This is a genomic window from Algihabitans sp. (assembly GCF_965226985.1).
Taxonomy (GTDB): domain Bacteria; phylum Pseudomonadota; class Alphaproteobacteria; order Kiloniellales; family DSM-21159; genus Algihabitans.
Genome location: NZ_OZ245712.1, coordinates 1,167,532 through 1,184,973 on the forward strand (window position 1 = coordinate 1,167,532; position 17,442 = coordinate 1,184,973).

At 63.6% G+C, this 17,442-nt stretch carries 15 protein-coding genes; 11 read left to right on the forward strand and 4 right to left on the reverse strand.

Going from position 1 to position 17,442, the window contains the following annotated elements:
- Both ACO054_RS05250 and ACO054_RS05255 read right to left on the reverse strand, forming a co-directional pair.
- Positions 1-921, reverse strand: coding sequence for a branched-chain amino acid ABC transporter permease (locus ACO054_RS05250; RefSeq protein WP_421709391.1), 921 nt, complete (start codon positions 919-921; stop codon positions 1-3).
- Between the two features lie 130 nt (positions 922-1,051).
- On the reverse strand, positions 1,052-1,954 hold the full coding sequence (locus ACO054_RS05255) for a LysR family transcriptional regulator (protein ID WP_421709392.1): 903 nt from the start codon (positions 1,952-1,954) through the stop codon (positions 1,052-1,054).
- 114 nt (positions 1,955-2,068) lie between these two features.
- Between ACO054_RS05255 and ACO054_RS05260 the strand changes: the two genes are divergently transcribed.
- The 11 genes from ACO054_RS05260 to ACO054_RS05310 all read left to right on the forward strand — a co-directional run bounded on the left by ACO054_RS05260 (position 2,069) and on the right by ACO054_RS05310 (position 15,256).
- Complete coding sequence (locus ACO054_RS05260) at positions 2,069-2,527, forward strand: (2Fe-2S)-binding protein (RefSeq protein ID WP_421709393.1); 459 nt, start codon at positions 2,069-2,071, stop codon at positions 2,525-2,527.
- Between the two features lie 3 nt (positions 2,528-2,530).
- Positions 2,531-4,762 carry a molybdopterin cofactor-binding domain-containing protein gene (locus ACO054_RS05265; protein ID WP_421709394.1) on the forward strand — a complete coding sequence of 744 codons (2,232 nt, stop codon included), beginning with the start codon at positions 2,531-2,533 and terminating at the stop codon, positions 4,760-4,762.
- A 186-nt stretch (positions 4,763-4,948) separates the two neighbouring features.
- Positions 4,949-5,458, forward strand: a complete 510-nt coding sequence (locus ACO054_RS05270; protein WP_421709395.1) for an RNA polymerase sigma factor — start codon at positions 4,949-4,951, stop codon at positions 5,456-5,458.
- Positions 5,459-5,584: 126 nt separating this feature from the next.
- Positions 5,585-6,649 (forward strand): FecR family protein, encoded by a 1,065-nt coding sequence (locus tag ACO054_RS05275; protein WP_421709396.1) that lies wholly within the window; start codon positions 5,585-5,587, stop codon positions 6,647-6,649.
- Positions 6,650-6,967: 318 nt separating this feature from the next.
- Positions 6,968-9,265: a TonB-dependent siderophore receptor gene (locus ACO054_RS05280; protein WP_421709397.1), complete on the forward strand. Its 2,298-nt coding sequence runs from the start codon at positions 6,968-6,970 to the stop codon at positions 9,263-9,265.
- A 323-nt stretch (positions 9,266-9,588) separates the two neighbouring features.
- Positions 9,589-9,732, forward strand: a complete 144-nt coding sequence (locus tag ACO054_RS05285; protein WP_421709398.1) for a hypothetical protein — start codon at positions 9,589-9,591, stop codon at positions 9,730-9,732.
- A gap of 42 nt (positions 9,733-9,774) precedes the next feature.
- Positions 9,775-10,374, forward strand: a complete 600-nt coding sequence (locus tag ACO054_RS05290) for a FecR family protein (protein ID WP_421710329.1) — start codon at positions 9,775-9,777, stop codon at positions 10,372-10,374.
- A 243-nt stretch (positions 10,375-10,617) separates the two neighbouring features.
- Positions 10,618-12,957: a TonB-dependent receptor domain-containing protein gene (locus ACO054_RS05295; RefSeq protein ID WP_421709399.1), complete on the forward strand. Its 2,340-nt coding sequence runs from the start codon at positions 10,618-10,620 to the stop codon at positions 12,955-12,957.
- Positions 12,958-13,158: 201 nt separating this feature from the next.
- Positions 13,159-13,302 (forward strand): hypothetical protein, encoded by a 144-nt coding sequence (locus tag ACO054_RS05300; RefSeq protein WP_421709400.1) that lies wholly within the window; start codon positions 13,159-13,161, stop codon positions 13,300-13,302.
- A 1-nt stretch (position 13,303) separates the two neighbouring features.
- The gene (locus ACO054_RS05305) at positions 13,304-14,878 is read left to right on the forward strand and encodes a PepSY domain-containing protein (protein WP_421709401.1); all 1,575 of its coding nucleotides are present in this window, start codon (positions 13,304-13,306) and stop codon (positions 14,876-14,878) included.
- Between the two features lie 6 nt (positions 14,879-14,884).
- Positions 14,885-15,256, forward strand: a complete 372-nt coding sequence (locus ACO054_RS05310) for a DUF3325 family protein (protein ID WP_421709402.1) — start codon at positions 14,885-14,887, stop codon at positions 15,254-15,256.
- A gap of 48 nt (positions 15,257-15,304) precedes the next feature.
- Here ACO054_RS05310 and ACO054_RS05315 read toward each other — a convergent pair whose 3' ends face one another.
- Together ACO054_RS05315 and ACO054_RS05320 are read right to left on the reverse strand one after the other, a co-directional pair.
- Entirely contained in the window at positions 15,305-16,480 is a 1,176-nt protein-coding gene (locus ACO054_RS05315; protein WP_421709403.1) for an ABC transporter substrate-binding protein, read from the reverse strand.
- Between the two features lie 229 nt (positions 16,481-16,709).
- Positions 16,710-17,081 (reverse strand): VOC family protein, encoded by a 372-nt coding sequence (locus tag ACO054_RS05320; RefSeq protein WP_421709404.1) that lies wholly within the window; start codon positions 17,079-17,081, stop codon positions 16,710-16,712.
- Positions 17,082-17,442 lie beyond the last annotated feature (361 nt).

Here is a 17,442-nt window from a genome sequence, read left to right on the forward strand (position 1 = left end):
TCAGCCCTGCGCCGGGAAGAGACCGCGCGGCCGGGCGATCAGGACGCCGGCCATCAGGATGTAGATCGCCATGGAGGCCAGCGCGCCGCCCACCGCCGCCGCGCCGGCCGGGTCCAGGAACAGACCGAACAGGCCCGGCAGGAAGGCACGGCAGAGCATGAAGGTGAAGCCCACCAGCAGGGCGCCGACGAAGGCCCCGCGGATCGAGCCGATGCCGCCGATCACGATCACGACGAAGACCATGATCAGGATCGGTTCGCCCATGCCCACCTCGACCGCGTAGATCGGGCCGGCCATGACGCCGCCCAGCGCCGCCAGCACGGCGCCCAGCCCGAAGACGAGCGTGTAGAGCTTGGCGATGTCGACGCCCAGCGCCTGCACCATCTCGCGGTTTGAGGCGCCGGCGCGGATCAGCATACCGAGCCGTGTCTTGGTCACCAGCCAGAAGAGGAAGAGACCGACCAGCAGACCCACTGCGATGATCGCCAGACGGAAGGCGGGGTAGGGTGCGCCGGGCAGGATCTCGACGGCGCCCGACAGCCAGCCGGGCAGATCGAGCCGCAGCGGACGGGCGCCGAAGACGATTTTTACGCCCTCGTTGAAGAAGAGAATGAGTCCGAAGGTGGCCAGCACCTGATCCAGGTGGTCGCGGTCGTAGAGTCGGCGGAGCACCAGCAGCTCGACCAGGATGCCGACCAGGGCCGTGGCCGGCAGCGCCGCGACCAGGCCGAGCAGGAAGGAGCCGGTCTGCAGACTGACCCAGGCGCAGACGAAGGCGCCGACCATGTAGAGGGAGCCGTGCGCCAGGTTGACCATGTTCATGATCCCCAGCACCAGCGTCAGCCCGGCCGCGATCAGGAACAGCATGACGCCGAACTGCAGGCCGTTCAGCAGTTGCTCGAAGATCAGAAGAAGGGACATCGACCGGGCAAGGCGAGAGGCGGGGACGGGAAGATTACGGTGAAGACGGCGTCAAGGTCCGCGAAGCCCGCCTCGCCGTCAAGGCCTGCCGGCTCGACTTACGATCAGATGCAGCCTTCAGATGTGGGTGTCAGATGCCGGGTAGCAGCGTACGCGCCGTCTCGATGAAGGCGCGCAGCTTCGGCGTCTGCTGGGCGCGCTGGGGAAAGTAGAGAAAGAGGCCGTCTTCCTCGATCCCGTTTTTCGGCAGAACCTCCACCAGCCGGCCGGCCGCTAGGTCTTCGGCGACCAGCGGCTTGAAGATGTAGACGAGGCCGAGGTGCGCCAGCGCGAGGTCTCGTGCATAGATGAAATCGTTGATCATGACCGAACCGGGCGTCTCGATCGCCAGCTCCGACCCCTTGTCCTGAAGATCCCAGCGATAGACGCCGCCGCCGGTCGGCATGCGGTAGGTGACGCAGTTGTGTCTTTGCAGGTCGGAAAGGTCCTTCGGTGTGCCGCGGGCGGCGAGGTAGCTCGGCGTCCCTACGATGACGATCGGGATAGGCGGCGTCAGGCGGATCGCCACCATGTCCTGGGCAATCGCGTGGCCCAGGCGAACGCCGGCGTCGAAGCCGTCGGTAACGATGTTGGCGAAGCCGTCGTCGCTGTAGACTTCGACCCTGAGATCGGGATAGCGCCGCGCCATCTCCGGTAGGACCGGGGTGATGCAGAGCGGCAGAGCGACTCGCGGCACGTTGAGCCGCAGCAGCCCGGCCACCCGGCCCTGATCCGCGCGCAGCAAGTCCAGGCTGTCGGACAGGGACTTCAGGGCCGGCGCCGTGGTTTCGACGAACTGCCGCCCCGCTTCGGTCAAGGCCACATTCCGGGTGGTGCGCGCGAAGAGCTGTACCCCCACCCGCTGCTCCACCGTCTTCACGGCGTGGCTGACCGCCGAGGGACTGATGCCAAGCTCCGAGGCGGCCGACGCGAAGCCGCCACGCCGTGCGACCGTTAGCACGGTCGGCAAATGTATAAGAAGATCCCGATCCATTCCTGAGCCGTATCGAATAATTCATGCACTAACGAAGATCTAGTCATTCTTCGCTGCAACGCCACATCACAGGTTGAGCGCGCATAAGTGCGCCATAGCCAGGAGAGAGAGCCGATGGTCACCTTCACCCTGAACGGCGAAGAGACGAGTCTCGACGCCGACCCCAACATGCCGCTTCTCTGGGCGCTGAGAGAAAAGGCCGGCTTGACCGGTACGAAGTTCGGATGCGGTCTCGCCCAATGCGGGGCCTGCACGGTTCATCTCGACGGGTTTCCCGTCCGCTCCTGCCAAACCTTCGTCGGCGATATCGAGGGCGCCCAGATCACGACAATCGAAGGCCTGTCCGGCGATCTGGCCGCGACCGTTCAGCAGGTCTGGGCCGACCTCGACGTGCCCCAGTGCGGCTACTGCCAGTCGGGGCAGATCATGGCGGCCGTCGCCCTGCTGTCCGAGACGCCGCGTCCGAGCGACGGCGATATCGACGGCGCGCTGGAGGGCAATCTCTGCCGTTGCGCCACATATCAACGTATTCGCGCCGCGATCCACGAAGCGTCCCGTCGGCTGGAGGCCTAGACCATGCTACCCCATGACATGAAGCCCTCCGCAATGGGCGCCCTGGCAGCGAGCCTGCCGGGCAAGCTGATGAGCGCGGCCGTCTCGCGCCGCCGCTTCCTGATCGGCGCCGCCGCCACCGGCAGCGGTCTGGCCATCGGATTCAAGGCACTGCCGCTGGCCGCCGAGGGCGGGGAGACCGCCGCCGCCAACCCCTTCCAGAGCTACCTGGAGATCGCCGAAGACGGTCGCGTGACCGTTCTTTCGTCCCAGTTCGAGATGGGGCAGGGCTCCTATCACGGCCTAGCCACCCTCGTGGTCGAGGAACTGGACTGCGACTGGAACGACGTCGATGTCCGCGGCGTCGCTGGCGATCTCGCGGTCTACGGCAACCTGGCCTGGGGCGGTGCGGCCCAGGGTACCGGCGGCTCCACCTCTATGGCGACCTCCTGGGATCGCTACCGCCAGGCCGGCGCGACGGCCAAGGTCCTGTTGAAGACGGCGGCCGCCGAAGCCTGGGGCGTGCCCGCCGAGGAGATCGAGGCCGAGGCCGGCGTTCTGCGCCATGCGGCGAGCGGCAACGAAGCCGGTTACGGGGCGCTTGCGGCCGCCGCTGCAGCGCTACCGGTGCCGAGCGACGTCGCCCTGAAGACGCCGGAAGAGTGGAGCCAGATCGGCAACCCCGACGTCCTGCGCTACGACCGGGTCGGCAAGACCGACGGGACCCAGGACTTCACGCTCGACGTGCAGCTTCCCGGCATGCTGACCGCAGCGATGATTCATCCGCCGAAGTTCGGCGCGACGCTCGTCAGCTTCGACGGCGAGGCGGCCAAGGCGCTGCCGGGGGTCGTCGAGGTGGTGGCCGTGCCGCGCGGCATCGCCGTGGTGGCCGAGGATACCTGGTCGGCGATCAACGCGACCTACGCCGTCGAGGCGGAGTGGGACGAGAGCGAGGCCGAGACGCGGGGATCGGCGGAGATCCTGTCCGAGTACCGCGAGCTGGCGGGCAAGGAACCGATGGCCCTGGCGCGGGACGACGGCGACTTCGAGGCTGCGTTCGCCGAGGCCGACCGGGTGATCGAGGCGCGCTACGAGTTTCCCTTCCTGGCCCACGCCGCGCTGGAACCTTTGAACGCCGTGGCGCACATGAATGAGGAGGGCACGCTGGAGGTCTGGGGCGGTCACCAGATCCCGGGCTTCTACCAATACCTCTCCGCGCAGATCGCCGAGCTTCCGCCGGAGCGGGTCAAGATGCACGTGCTCAAGACCGGCGGCAGTTTCGGACGGCGCGCGGTCGGCGACGGCGACGTGGTGGCGGAGGCCGTCTCCGTGGCCAAGGCGCTGGATTGGCGGGCGCCGGTAAAGGTGCAGTGGACGCGCGAGAACGATATGCGCGGCGGCCGCTATCGCCCGGCCTATGTCCATCGCCTGCGCGCCGGCCTGGATGCCGAGGGGCGGCTGATCGCCTGGGACAACCACATCGTCGGGCAGTCGATCGTCTCCGGCACGCCCTTCGAGGGGCTGATCCAGAACGGCATCGACAACACCTCCGTCGAGGGGTCGTCGACGCTGCCCTACGCGATCCCCAACCTGCGGGTCGGTCTGACCACCACCGACGTGAAGGTCCCGGTGCTCTGGTGGCGGGCCGTGGGCTCGACCCACACCGCCTACGCCACCGAGGTCTTCCTGGACGAGGTCGCCGAGGCGGTGGGTGCAGACCCGGTGCAGTACCGTCTCGACATGCTGCAGGATCACCCGCGTCATGCGGAGGTGCTGCGGCGTGCGGCCGAGCAGGCCGGCTGGGGCGAGGACCTGCCCGAGGGCCATTTCCACGGCGTGTCCCTGCACGAGAGCTTCGCCAGCTACGTGGCCCAAGTCGCCGAGGTCTCGGTGGAGGGCGGCCAGGTGCGTGTGCACAAGGTGGTCTGCGCCGTCGACTGCGGTCTTCCGATCAACCCCGACACCATCCGGGCGCAGATGGAGGGCGGGATCGGCTTCGGCCTCGGCTCCATCCTGCAGGAGGAGGTGACGCTGGTCGCCGGCGAGGTCGATCAGGGCAACTACGACGGCTACCGACCGCTGCGCATCTCGCAGATGCCCGAGGTCGAGGTCGTCATCATCGACAGCCCCGCCTCGCCGACCGGTGTGGGCGAACCCGGCACGCCGCCTATCGGCCCCGCCGTCGCCAACGCGGTCTACCGCGCCACCGGCCGCCGGGTCCGCGAGCTGCCCTTCGAGAAGGGCCTGACGGCCTGAGCGAAACCGTCTTCGGACAGGGTCAAAAGAAATCGGGCGGAGCCGACCGGCTCCGCCCGTTTTGCTGTCGGCTGTCTTACAGACACTTTCAAAGCGGGTCCCCCTTAAAGGCGATCAATTGCGAGCCATTCGCAAGTAAGTTAGGGTCGCCGCCGACGATCGGTGGCAGGCAAAGCCGGGGCACGCGTGAGCAAGGACATCAAGGGGCTATTTCTCGCTCATCGGCGCGAGCTGCAGGCCTATCTGACCCGAAAGCTGGGCGGCGACCGCGACATCGCCGCCGACCTCACACAGGAGACCTTTCTGCGGTTCGCGCAGCAAAGGAACGGCCATCCTGCCAAGGCCATCGCCCACGAACGCTCTTATCTCTACCGGACAGCGCACAATCTGGCGGTCGACCATATGGTCCGGGCAAGCCAGGACAAGACCGATGCCGTATCACAAGACGAGCTTGTCGCCATTCCCGACGACACGCCCTCGCCGGAGCAGGCGACCCTCGAACGGGACCGGCTGGCTTTCGTCAGAGCCGCCTTGCTGGAACTGCCTGAGCGGACGCGGCAGGTCTTTGCCCTGGCCCGCCTGGAGGGGCTGACCTACCGCGAGGTCGCGCTGCGGCTTGAGATCTCCGACAGCTCGGTTCAAAAGCATTTGGCCAAGGCAACCGAGCATGTGATGCAGCGGCTTCGCGATGGTTGAGGAAATGCAAAAAAATTTCTCCATATGCTACCGAGTGGGGATCGCTACGGCGTCTCATTTATCGAGCTTAGCTTTACTGGGCGCAGTGCAATTGCAACGACATCAACCTGAGGCGCCGTTCGAAACGTGAACGAAGCGGATCGCGAGCAAAAAGAGATCTATGCGGTTGCAGCGGACTGGGCAGCCCGCCTCGGCGGCGACCCTTTGAACGCCGCCGAGCGCCGCGAGCTCGACCTTTGGCTTGATGGAAGCGCCCGGCACAGGGCGGCCTTCGAGGAAGCTACGTCTGCCTGGGAGGCGATGGGCGAGCTTCGTTCGGCGCCTGGTGCGCTGGTCAAGGATATCGTTCCGGCGCGCGAACCTACGCCAGCCCCCGTGGCGAGATCGGCGGCCAGTTCGCCAATCGGATCGCCAGTCGAGAGTGCAGTGGTAGAGCCAGGCCGCAAGGGCCGTCGCGGCTGGCGGCAGGCTTTCGCGATCGCGGCCTGTCTGCTCTTGCTGGTCGGCGGCACCGGCCTCTGGTTCGGCGACCCCTCTACCGTCTGGACGGCTGACCACCGCACCGCGCCCGGCCAGCGGGAGCGGATCGCCCTGTCCGACGGCAGCACCGTGGAGCTGGGCCCGGCCAGCGCCATCGCCGTGCGCTATGGAGAGCGGGAGCGGAAGGTCGAACTGCTTGCCGGGCTGGCGTTCTTCACGGCCGCCACGATGGACGAAGGCGAGCGCCGGCCCTTTGTCGTCGCCGCTGCGCAGGGCAGGGCGCAGGCGCTGGGGACGCGTTTCACTGTGGCACGCTTGGCCGATGTGACGGAGGTCGTCGTGATCGAGCATGAGGTCGAAGTGACGACCGGAGCCGACGGTGGGCAGGCAGAACGCGCGGTCGTCCCGCCCGGCAGCGCGCTGCGCTACGCCGGCTCTAGGCTTGGCGAGCTTCGCCCCGTCAACCTGGACCAGGCAACGGCCTGGCGCCGCGACCGCCTGATCGCGGACAGCGTCACCTTGGCCGAGGTCGTCGCCCAGCTCAATCGCTACAGGCGCGGCCGCATCGTGATCGCCGATCCGGCCTTGGCGTCACGCAGGATCAGCGGCCTGTTCGACATGACCGACCCCGAGGCCGCACTCGCTCTCATCGCGCGCGACCTGCAGATCCGAACGCTGTCCCTGCCGCCTCTGGTGACGCTGCTCTACTGAGGCTCTGTCTCTCTCCGAACTGCGCGAATTTCCGTTGGCGGCAAAAAAAGTCGGCTGGCCTTTACCGACTCCCTGCCGAATTCCGGTCTCACTCACAAGGGGCGCGATTGCGTTGCAGTCGCAGGTTCAGTTTCAGGGATGGAGTGAGAAGGGGGAAGGATGTCGGTTATGGGGGAGCGCCGGAGCACGGCCGAGGGGACGTGCGGACGGTGGGGTGCGAGTGCGGTCGTTGCTGTGATGGCTCTGACCCTGGCCGGACCTGCGGCTGCACAAGATCCACTGTCGGTTCAAAGTCCACTGGCGGTGCAAGATCCACTGGTGGCGCAAGCCTCGGCGGCGGGGCAGGAGCCAGTCGTTTTCGATATCGCGGAGCAGGATCTCAACGCGGCGCTTTTGCTCTTCGCCGACCGCACCGGGCTGCAACTGGTCTACGACATCGGCCTCGTCGAGGATCTGCGCAATGCTCCGCTGAACGGCAGCTTCACGGCGCAAGAGGCGCTGACCCGCCTTTTGGCCGGCACCGGCATCGCCTTCCGCGTCGGCGGAGACGACACCGTGACCTTGGAGCGGAGCTTCGCCGAAGCGGGTGACGGGCCGCTGCTGCTGGCGCCTATCTCGGTTCCGGGCTTTGTGGCGGAGGAAGGTCGGGCCGGGCTCTTCGGTGATCGTCGGATCGAGGACATTCCCTTTAGTGTCACTGCCTACACCGAAGAAGTGATCCAACGACAGCAAGCTCAAACGATCCGGGACGCACTCGAAAACGACCCATCTGTGCGCTTTAACCTGCCGCGAACCAGCGGCGATCAATTCACGATACGGGGATTTCCTGTTTTCAACTCAGAAGTCGCGACGGAGGGTCTGTTCGGCGTATCTCCGCAGTCATCGACCCTTCTGGAGCCATACTCTCGTGTCGAGGTGTTTCGCGGGCCCAATGCTTTGCTGAATGGCGTACCGCCTTTCGGCAACATTGGCGGTGTGATCAACTTAATGCCAAAGCGTGCTACTGAAACAGCATTGACCGATCTGAATTTGCGTTTTGAATCCGATGGAAACGTTGGTGGACATTTGGATGTTGGACGGCGTTTCGGCGAGGGCGGCGATTTCGGTGCCCGACTTAACGGCATCTTCCGTTCAGGCGATTTGGCAGTAGACAATGCAAGCTCGGAGAGCGCGCTAGCGAGCCTCGCTTTGGACTACAATGGCGATCGACTTCGCATCACCACCGACTTGCTTTACCAAGACCGCACTTTCGACGTGCCGCAAAGTACATTTCAAGTCGCTGGCAACGACTTCAGTATTCCAGATGCACCCGATGCACGGACGAACTCAGCTCAGCTCTTTTCGTCGAGTGATACGGAAACTATCCGTGCCATAGTTGGCGTCGAGTACGATGTATTTGACAATTGGACGCTTCAAGCTCGCTACGGCCGACTGCGCGAAACGGAAGGAAATGATGCTGTCAGTGTGTTATCAATTCAAAATGCCGACGGCGACGTAGACGGCAACTTTATTGACCGGACTGTTACCTATCGAAATCAGGTGTTTGAAGGTGGGATAAACGGCTTTTTCAAAACCGGTCCGGTGGAGCATGAGTTCGCTGTTCAAGCTTCTTTATTAGACCGAGAACTCGATATTGCGCAGTTCTTCGGGCTTCCGCCAGGGGTTAGCTTGGCAGGCGGGACGTTGAACAACCCGGTGCGTATCGCGGAACCTGACTTTCCAACTTTGCCAGCGGAACAAAGGCTCATCGAGAGCACCTTTGCGAGTGTTGCGGTGTCCGACACGCTCAGTGTGTTCGATGGCCGCTTGCAGCTTACGGCCGGATTGCGCCTTCAGGACCTTGAGCAAACAGTCTTCAACCTGGCCACGGGCGACCCGCTCTCAAGCTACGATGAGAGTGAACTTAGTCCGTCGGTGGGGCTGGTGCTAAAGCCGATCGAAGGACTTTCGCTCTACGGCAGCTACACTGAAGGATTGACGCCGGGGCCTGTTGCGCCAGGCACTGCTAGCAACTCTGGCGAGGTCTTTGCGCCCTTTGTCAGCGAACAGATCGAGATAGGTGCAAAATGGTCAGGGAGCGGGTTCGGTGCGAGTCTGGCTCTCTTCCGCATCACGCAACCACAAGGGTTCGTCGAGCCAGCCAGCAACTTGTTCGTTGTAGACGGAGAAGTCAGAAACCGCGGGCTTGAGGCACTGGTGTACGGCGACGTAACTGATGACGCGCGATTGCTCGGTGGCATCTTGCTGCAAGATGGAGAGCAAGTTTCTACTGCAGGCGGCGTCGACGATGGCAACGATGCCATCGGCATCCCGAATGTACAGCTCAACCTCTACGGTGAATACGATCTGCCATTCCTGTCCGGAACCACAGCCAACGGGCGGGTGGTCTACACATCCAAGCAATTTGTCGATTCCGGGAACCGGCAGAGCATCCCAAGTTGGGTTCGATTTGATGTCGGAGCGAGCTACGATTTTGCAGTCAAGGGAGTGCCTACGACCTTGAATCTCGACATCCTGAACGTTGCTGACAAGGATTACTGGCAGTCTTCAGCTCGCGGTTTTCTGAGTACAGGCGCGCCTCGAACGTTCTTACTGACAACGAGCTTCCGGTTTTAGGCATGCCTCTATTTCCATAGGGCCGCTAAGGCCGACCCAACGATTGATACAGTTTAGATGTCAGCAGGTCGGAGCCAGACAGGGAAGGCGCTGTTTCGCGCAGCGCCTGAGAGACGAGAGAGTTTGGATCAGGACTCGTTGTTACGTGATTTTGAGACGGTTTTCGATCGCCGAACAAACACCGTTGGGTTGGATGTGAAAGACTGCGCTTTGCGGATTCTCCTCTCTGTTGTGGGCGGCTACCTGCTCTCGGCGGGGCTTGCCGCGTTGCTAGCGGTGGCCCTCGCCCCTTTGTCCTGCCGCCGAGCGAGGCGGTGGTGCTGATGGCGATGCTGGCCTTTCTCATCTATCTCACGCTGCTGATCTGGGCTTTCGCGGAGCGGCGTCTGTTGCGGGTGGTCGTGGTCCTGGGCGTTGGCGGTCCACTGGCCTTTGCCGCGCAGTGGCTGGTCGGAACGGTTGTTTGATATGCCCCAGGGCTTCCGCGAGTTGATGACCTGGCTGCACACCTGTTCGACGGCAGTGCCGTGGAGCTGGGCCCGGCCAGCGCCATCGCCGTGCGCTATGGAGAGCGGGAGCGGAAGGTCGAACTGCTTGCCGGGCTGGCGTTCTTCACGGCCGCCACGATGGACGAAGGTGAGCGCAGGCTCTTTATCGTGGCCGCCGCGCAGGGCAGGGCGCAGGCCCTGGGAACGCCTTTCATCGTTGCGCGCCTGACCGATGTGACGGAGGTCGTCGTGATCGAGCATGAGGTCGAAGTGACGACCGGAGCCGACGGTGGGCAGGCAGAACGCGCGGTCGTCCCGCCCGGCAGCGCTCTGCGCTACGCCGGCTCTAGGCTCGGCGAGCTTCGCGCCGTCAACCTGGACCAGGCGACGGCCTGGCGGCGTGACCGCCTGATCGCGGACAGCGTCACCTTGGCCGAGGTCGTCGCCCAGCTCAACCGCTACCGGCGCGGCCGCATCGTGATCGCCGATCCGGCCTTGGCGTCACGCAGGATCAGCGGCCTGTTCGACATGACCGACCCCGAGGCCGCGCTCGCCCTTATCGCGCGCGACCTGCAGATCCGAACGCTGTCCCTGCCGCCTCTGGTGACGCTGCTCTACTGAGGCTCTGCCTCTCTCCGAACTGCGCGAATTTCCGTTGGCGGCAAAAAAAGTCCGCTGGCCTTTACCGACTCCCTGCCGAATTCCGGTCTCACTCACAAGGGGCGCGATTGCGTTGCAGTCGCAGGTTCAGTTTCAGGGATAGAGTGAGAAGGGGGAAGGATGTCGGTTATGGGGGAGCGCCGGAGTACGGCCGAGGGGACGTGCGGACGGTGGGGTTCGGGTGCGAGCGCGGTCGTTGCTGTGATGGCTCTGACCCTGGCCGGACCTGCGGCTGCACAAGATCCACTATCGGTTCAAGGTCCACTGGTGGCGCAAGCCTCAGCGGCGGGGCAGGAGCCAGTCGTTTTCGATATCGCAGAGCAGGATCTCAACGCGGCGCTGCTGCTCTTCGCCGACCGCACCGGGCTGCAACTGGTCTACGACATCGGCCTGGTCGAGGGGCTGCGCAGCGCATCGCTGAACGGCAGCTTCATGCCGCAAGACGCGCTGACCCGTCTTTTGGCCGGCACCGGCATCGCCTTCCGCGTCAGCGATGCGGACACGGTGACCTTGGAGCGAGTCGCACTACAGGATAATGGAGATACTCTTCGTTTGGGGCCGGTGACCGTGACTGCGGCGCGCACCGCTACGCCCGTCTCCGAACTGGCCGCATCGGTCACGATTCTCGACCGTGACGACATTGAGAAACAGCCAAGCCTTCAAACGCAACCGCTCGATGGATTGAAACGTGTCGTCCCAGGAATTCAGTTCAACGATCCGGCTGGGTTTGACCCTAGGCTTCGTGGGCGACGTCCATCGTTTCGAGTGAACGGTGTTGACCTGCTGAATAGGGGGGCGCCGTCCCGCAATGACATTCAGGATTTAGTTGGAGATGCATTCGGTCGTATTGAAGTTGTCCGAGGTGCGGATGCTACATTTGGCCAAGGTGCCAGCGGTGGCGCTATCAACTTTATAACGCCACGGCCAAAACCGGGTCCTCTGCAACTCGAAACATCTTTTGGCCTCTCTTTCGCTCCGGACGGGGACGGGCCCGATCGATTGACCGAGCGGGTTAGGCAGTCCGCGACCGGTACACTCGGGAAGATAGACTATTTTATCGGCGGTGGATTTACGTCGTTCGGTTCGGAGTTTGACCCTGAAGGCGACCCTTTACCTGACGACACGGGAGTGACCAAACGGAACGCTCACGAAATCGATTGGAACGCGACTCTTTCCTACAACCTGGCGCCGTCGGCGACTGTCGAGACGTCGCATTACTTTGTTCATAACTTCCAGGGAGAGCGTACCTTCCAGACTGTATTCGATGGTCAGGGTGGTATTGGTGAAAAAAGTACAGTCTTGCGGAGCCCTGATGATTCCGATACCGACGGTTCCCGAACTCATTACATCGGAACTTTGAAATATCAGAACTCTGATTTCCTTGGAAATCTTGTTTCAGTCACAGGTTTTGCGCAAATCTTGGATGAAGATGCCATTGGTCAAGGCAACCGTTTGGACTGGCAGCGAGGCAAAACCGGCCTCAATGCTTCGGTGGATACGGCGCTCACGTTTCTCGATGGGTTGCTGGTTGAAGGTGCCAGCCTCGAATGGGGGCTTGACTACGAGTATGCGTGGTCGGGCGCGCTCGAATTCGACGGGGCACCGCTTCAGGCAGGCTTGAGCACTCACAATATCGCCCCGCTGGCCCAGATCAGAGTTCCTGTTGCGGACGATTTCTTGTTGTCTGCAGGTGTAAGATACGAGCAGTTTTTTACTGAATTAGATGATGCACGGGATAGAGCTTTTGGAGTTGCCGATTTCGAAGGTGGGAACTTGAGCTATGGTGCTCCGTTATTTAACGCAAGTCTCTTGTATTTCCTTTCTGACGAAATCGAACTTTACGGTGGTTTTTCACAGGCTCTCGAAATACTTGGTATTCAAAATGCAACTACCAGCGTTCCGACCGCCAGTGTCATTGAACCTGAGCCTAGCACCACCGATCAATTTGAGGTTGGCCTACGAGGTAGTTGGTCGAAGTTCCAAGGGTCTGTTTCGGCATTTTACTCTACGTCCGATAGCGCTAGCTCATTTCAAGTGATTTCAGCGCCGCAAACCCCGACGGGTGTTCGGAGTGTTCCTCTTAGAGAGGCTCGCCGTCTTTGGGGTGTAGAAGCGACAGCGGATTGGCAGGCGACAAACTGGTTGAGTCTTGGCGGTTTGGTAGCCTGGACTGACGGAGTTCGTGAAAACGACGAGGAGGATTGGGTCAAGCTGCGGCAAGAGGACATTACTCCTTTGACCATATCCCCTTACATTGAGCTAACGCCTTCAGAGCCTTTGCTTTTTCGGCTGCAAGCCACGCACGAGGTTGGCACCGATGCTCGGCGAGAGATATTCAACAACGTCGATGGTTTCTCAACAAGTGCAAAGACTTTCGTTGATCTCTACGCCCAGTACGACAGCACTTGGGGCAAGCTCAGTGTTGGCATCGAAAATCTGTTCGATGAGTTTGCATTCTCCAATTTCGCCGAGTCTCGGAATTTCAACCGGTCAATCCCGTTCGAGGGACGTCGAATTACTTTGAACTACAGTGTTGAGTGGTAGACGTACTCCGCCATGCGACACGTGAAGCAGTATCTAAGCGGCCCAGAACATATCCTGGCTTGGTCTACGAAAAATCACGTCTCGGTTTTGCTACGTGTCGCTCTTGCTTTTTGCGCCGGCTATCTCCTGGCGGCTGGTCTGTCCGCCTTAGGTGCAAGTTTTCTAGCCCTAACGATACCGCCGAGCGAGGCGGTGGTGCTAATGGCCATGCTGGCCTTTCTTATCTATCTCGCCCTGCTGATCTGGGCTTTTGCCGAGCCGCGCCTCGCCCGGCTCTGGTGGGTACTGGGCGTTGGCGGCTCTGCTGCCTTTGCCGCGCAGTGGCTGGTCGGGATGGCCGGCTGATATGAGACAGTCTGATATGCCTCAGGGCTTCCGCGCCTCCATGACCTGGCTGCACACCTGGGCGGGGGTGGTGCTGGGGGCGCTGCTCTTCGCGATCTTCTGGATGGGGACGCTCTCGGTTTTCGACCGCGAGATGGACCGCTGGATGATGCCGGACACGCGCCTGGCGCTGCCTGCGGCCCCCATCTCGCTCGACCGTCTTGCTGACGAGGTCGACGAGATGGTGCCGTCCGACGCGCGGCGCTGGCAGGTGGTGTTCGCCTCAGAGCGCGAGCCGGTCCTGCGGTTCGGCTATCAAACGTCCGAGGGGGCGATCCTCACCCGCCAGCTCGATCCCGCCAGCGGTGCGGTCCTGCCTGACCAGGGAACGCTTGCCGGCACGGGTTTCATCTTCCCGTTTCACTACAGCTTGCACCTGAACTGGAGACAGCTCGGCATCTGGCTCGTCGGACTTGCCGGCATGGGCATGCTGGTTCTGCTGGTCTCCGGCGTCGTCATCCACCGCAAGATCTTCATCGACTTCTTTACCTTCCGCTGGGAGCGCAAGCTGCCCCGGTCCAGCCTCGACCTGCACAACCTGACCGGCGTCCTGGGTTTGCCGTTCCACTTCGTCATCACGCTGTCGGGGCTGATCATCTCCTTCACGATCTACTTTCCGACGGTCATGACGACAGTCTACGGCAACGACCGGCAAGCCTTCTTCCAGGAGGCTTTCGGCAGCTACCAGCGCGAGACGGCGGATCTGCCCGCTGGCGAGCGCGCGTCGCTCGATGCCATGGCGGCGGAGGCGACGGAACGCTGGGGCGAGCCGCCCTTCTTTCTACGCGTCTGGCAGCCCGGCGACGCCGGGGCCACGGTCGAGCTGTACCGAAGCCGTGCCCGCTCCGTCGACCTGAACGTCGACAGCCTGCGCTTCGATGCGGCCTCCGGCGCGGTTCTGCACAGGCACGAGTCGGCGCCGGTCGTCCATCTGCAGCGCTTCATCTCCGGCATGCACTTTATCCAGTTCGACCACTGGCCGCTGCGCTGGCTCTACTTCCTGCTGGGTCTATCGGGCTGCGTGATGATCGCCACCGGCTACCTCTTCTGGCTGGAGAGCCGACGCAAGCGCCATGCGGCGCAGGGGCTGGCCGGCGTGCGGATCGTCGAGGGACTGACGGTCGGGGGCGTCACGGGGATCCTGATCGCTACGCTGGCCTTCTTCGTCGCCAACCGCCTGCTGCCGCTGGGCGCGAGCTTCGCCGGCTACGAGCGTGCCGGGCTGGAGATCTGGGCCTTCTATCTGGTCTGGCTCGCTACCTTCGCCCATGCCTGGCTGCGGCCGGGGCGGGCTTGGCGGGAGCAGTGCTGGGCCGTCGCGGGCCTGGCCCTGCTGGCGGTCACTCTGAACGCGGCGACCACCGGCGATCATCTGCTGCGCACGCTGGCCGTACCGCACCTCTGGCCGGTGGCCGGCATGGACCTGCTGTTGCTCGTCAGCGCGGCGATCGCGGCCCTGACGGCGCAGAGGCTTGGCCGGCGTGCCCGGCCCCTGCTGCCGCAGACCGCCGGCGCGGCGGCCAGGCCGGCGGAGTAGGGCTCCTTGCAGAGCGCCCTGCTGATCGCGACGGCCCTGGCCGCTTACCTGGGCTTTGCCCTTCTGGCGCTGGGCCAGGCGCGGCCGTGGCAGCGGGTCGCGCAGAGGCCGCCGCCGACGGGCCTCCGGCTGTTGGCCCTGCGCACGCTGGGCGGCCTCGCGCTGACCCTCTCGCTCGGCCTTGCCCTGCTGCGCGACGGGCCGAGCTTCGGTGCGCTGCTCTGGGCCACCGCCATCACCCTCGCCGCACTCGCCGTCGCCTTCACACTGACCTGGAGGCCTAAATGGCTGCGGCCCCTCTCGGCGATCCTGTTCTTAACGCAGTCCAAGACATCCGGGTGCCAAGCCGAACGGCTAGGGCGAACGAAAACGGGCTAGGCCAAGAGTCAGAGGTCGAGCCGGCGAAACTCTTCTCCGGCCTCCTGACTATTCCAGACCGCACTCTGCGGCATAGGCGTCCTGATGTCCGGCGAAGGCGCGGCCGACCGTGCGGTTGGTCAGCGTTCCCTCCTCCATCACGACCTCGCGGACGTAGATGTTCTGGATCGGGTGATTGTTGTTGCCGAAGCGGAACTCTCCACGCACGGACTCGAAGTCGGCGGCCTTCACGGCGGCCCGGAAGGCGTCCAGGTCGTCGGTCCCGCCGGTCTCGGCCAGCGCCGCCGCGATCAGCCGGGCGGTGTCGTAGCCCTGGCTGGCGTAGAGCGAGGGCAGGCGGTCGTAGGCCTCCTGGAAGGCGGTGACGAACTGGGCGTTCGCCGGGTTGTCCAGGTCCTTGTTCCACTGGGAGGAGTTGATCACGCCGACCGCGGACTCGCCGACGGCGCCCAGGATCGCCTGATCGAAGCTGAAGGCCGGGCCGAAGAGCGGCACCTGGCCGCTGAGGCCGGCCTGGTCGTACTGCCGGATGAAGCTGATGCCCATGCCGCCCGGCAGGAAGAAGAAGACTGAGTCGGGCGCGGCGGCGCGGATCTGTGCCAGCTCCGCGGCGTAGTCGGTCTGGCCGAGCTGCGTATAGAGCTCACCGGCCAGCTCACCCGTGTAGAAGCGCTTGAAGCCGGTCAGGGCGTCCTGCCCGGCCGGGTAGTTGGGCGCCAGGATGAAGGGGTTGCGAAAGCCCTGATCGAAGACGTACTTGCCCATCGCCTCGTGCAGGTTGTCGTTCTGCCAGGCGACGTTGAAGTAGTTCTCGTGGCAGCCGCGCCCGGCAAGCTGCGAGGGACCGGCGTTGGCGCTGATGTAGATCACCTCCTCGCGCAGCACGCTCGGCACCACCGCGATGGCCAGGTTGGAGAAGATGAGGCCGGTCATGATTTCGACCCCGTCGCGCTCGACCATGCGGTCGGCGATCTCCTTGGCGATGTCGGGCTTGCGCGCATCGTCCTCCACGATCACCTCGACGGGCACGCCGCCCAGGCTGCCGCCCTCCTGCTCGACCGCGAGCAGGAAGCCGTCGCGCACGTCGATGCCGAGCGCGCTGCCGCCGCCGGACAGTGTGGTGAGCATGCCGATCTTCACCGGTGCGTCCTGAGCGCCGGCAGCCGCAGGCGCGGCCAGTGCCAAGGCGGTCGCCGCCATGGCCAGCAAAAGCTTACGTGTCATGAAACCTCGCTCCCTGATCCCCGAAAAGCATCCCATTGCGAAGCCGCGTGCGGTCGCGCTTGCGGCGACGTTGCGGCTGCCTCTTGTTTGGCCCGCATCGCTGTGCGGGCGGCGGGACTGTAACGCGGCACTTCCGGTCCGCCAAGAACGAGCCCGCCCTGCACGAGCCCGCCCTGCACGAGCCCGCCCTGCACGGTGGCGGCTAGGCCTGGGCTGTCGCGGTGCGAATCTAAAGCGGCTTGGCGAAACTCAGTTCGTGGCCGTCGGGATCGGTGATGTGGAAGTAGCGCTCGCCCCAGGGCGCGTCTTCCGGAGGGAACTGAGGCGTCAGCCTCTGGTCGAGCGCCCGCGCATGGAAGCCGTCGACATCCGCAACATGGAAGATCACGCGGCCCCAGCCGTGGAATGGCAGGTCCGGATCGGCGGCGATCAGGTTTAGAAACCCGCTGCCTGCATGAAAAGAGGTAAAGGCAGAGTCGGTCCCCCCATACTTCAAGACGAAGCCGAGCTTCTCGTAGAAGATCACCGCCCGCGCCATGTCCCGCGTGGTCAAGGTGATGGCGGAAAGGCCCGTGATGTCGGCCGTGTCTGCAGGTGCCATGAGGTCGATGTCCTTCAGGTCTTAGACCGGTCTTTCGCGATCCATCGGGATGCAGGCGTTTTGGCGGAACGTCGGCGTTTAGGCCGAGGCCGGATCGAACGAGAGATCCGGGCCTGGCGAAGACTGCCGATTCCGCTCTCGACGCGAGGGGTGTGTCGGCAGTCTCGGCTGCGCTCGTCTGGCCGATCTTCAGACTGCAAGCACATACAGTCCGGTATCCTGTGGCCCGATATCCCGCGACGATGCCTTTTGACAGCGTGAACTCTGTCGAACAGTCCCTCAATACGAGCGGCGACTTTCAATAGTATATTAACAAGTTTGAGTAAAATCGCAGGCGGTAGACAGAGGCTCGTAATGCTTC

Excerpts from the sequence above, each read along its gene's own strand:
- ACO054_RS05250 (WP_421709391.1), bottom strand. The coding sequence starts at position 921 with ATGTCCCTTCTTCTGATCTTCGAGCAACTGCTGAACGGCCTGCAGTTC.
- ACO054_RS05255 (WP_421709392.1), bottom strand. The coding sequence starts at position 1,954 with ATGGATCGGGATCTTCTTATACATTTGCCGACCGTGCTAACGGTCGCA.
- ACO054_RS05260 (WP_421709393.1), top strand. The coding sequence starts at position 2,069 with ATGGTCACCTTCACCCTGAACGGCGAAGAGACGAGTCTCGACGCCGAC.
- ACO054_RS05265 (WP_421709394.1), top strand. The coding sequence starts at position 2,531 with ATGCTACCCCATGACATGAAGCCCTCCGCAATGGGCGCCCTGGCAGCG.
- ACO054_RS05285 (WP_421709398.1), top strand. The coding sequence starts at position 9,589 with ATGGCGATGCTGGCCTTTCTCATCTATCTCACGCTGCTGATCTGGGCT.
- ACO054_RS05295 (WP_421709399.1), top strand. The coding sequence starts at position 10,618 with ATGGCTCTGACCCTGGCCGGACCTGCGGCTGCACAAGATCCACTATCG.
- ACO054_RS05300 (WP_421709400.1), top strand. The coding sequence starts at position 13,159 with ATGGCCATGCTGGCCTTTCTTATCTATCTCGCCCTGCTGATCTGGGCT.
- ACO054_RS05305 (WP_421709401.1), top strand. The coding sequence starts at position 13,304 with ATGAGACAGTCTGATATGCCTCAGGGCTTCCGCGCCTCCATGACCTGG.
- ACO054_RS05315 (WP_421709403.1), bottom strand. The coding sequence starts at position 16,480 with ATGACACGTAAGCTTTTGCTGGCCATGGCGGCGACCGCCTTGGCACTG.
- ACO054_RS05320 (WP_421709404.1), bottom strand. The coding sequence starts at position 17,081 with ATGGCACCTGCAGACACGGCCGACATCACGGGCCTTTCCGCCATCACC.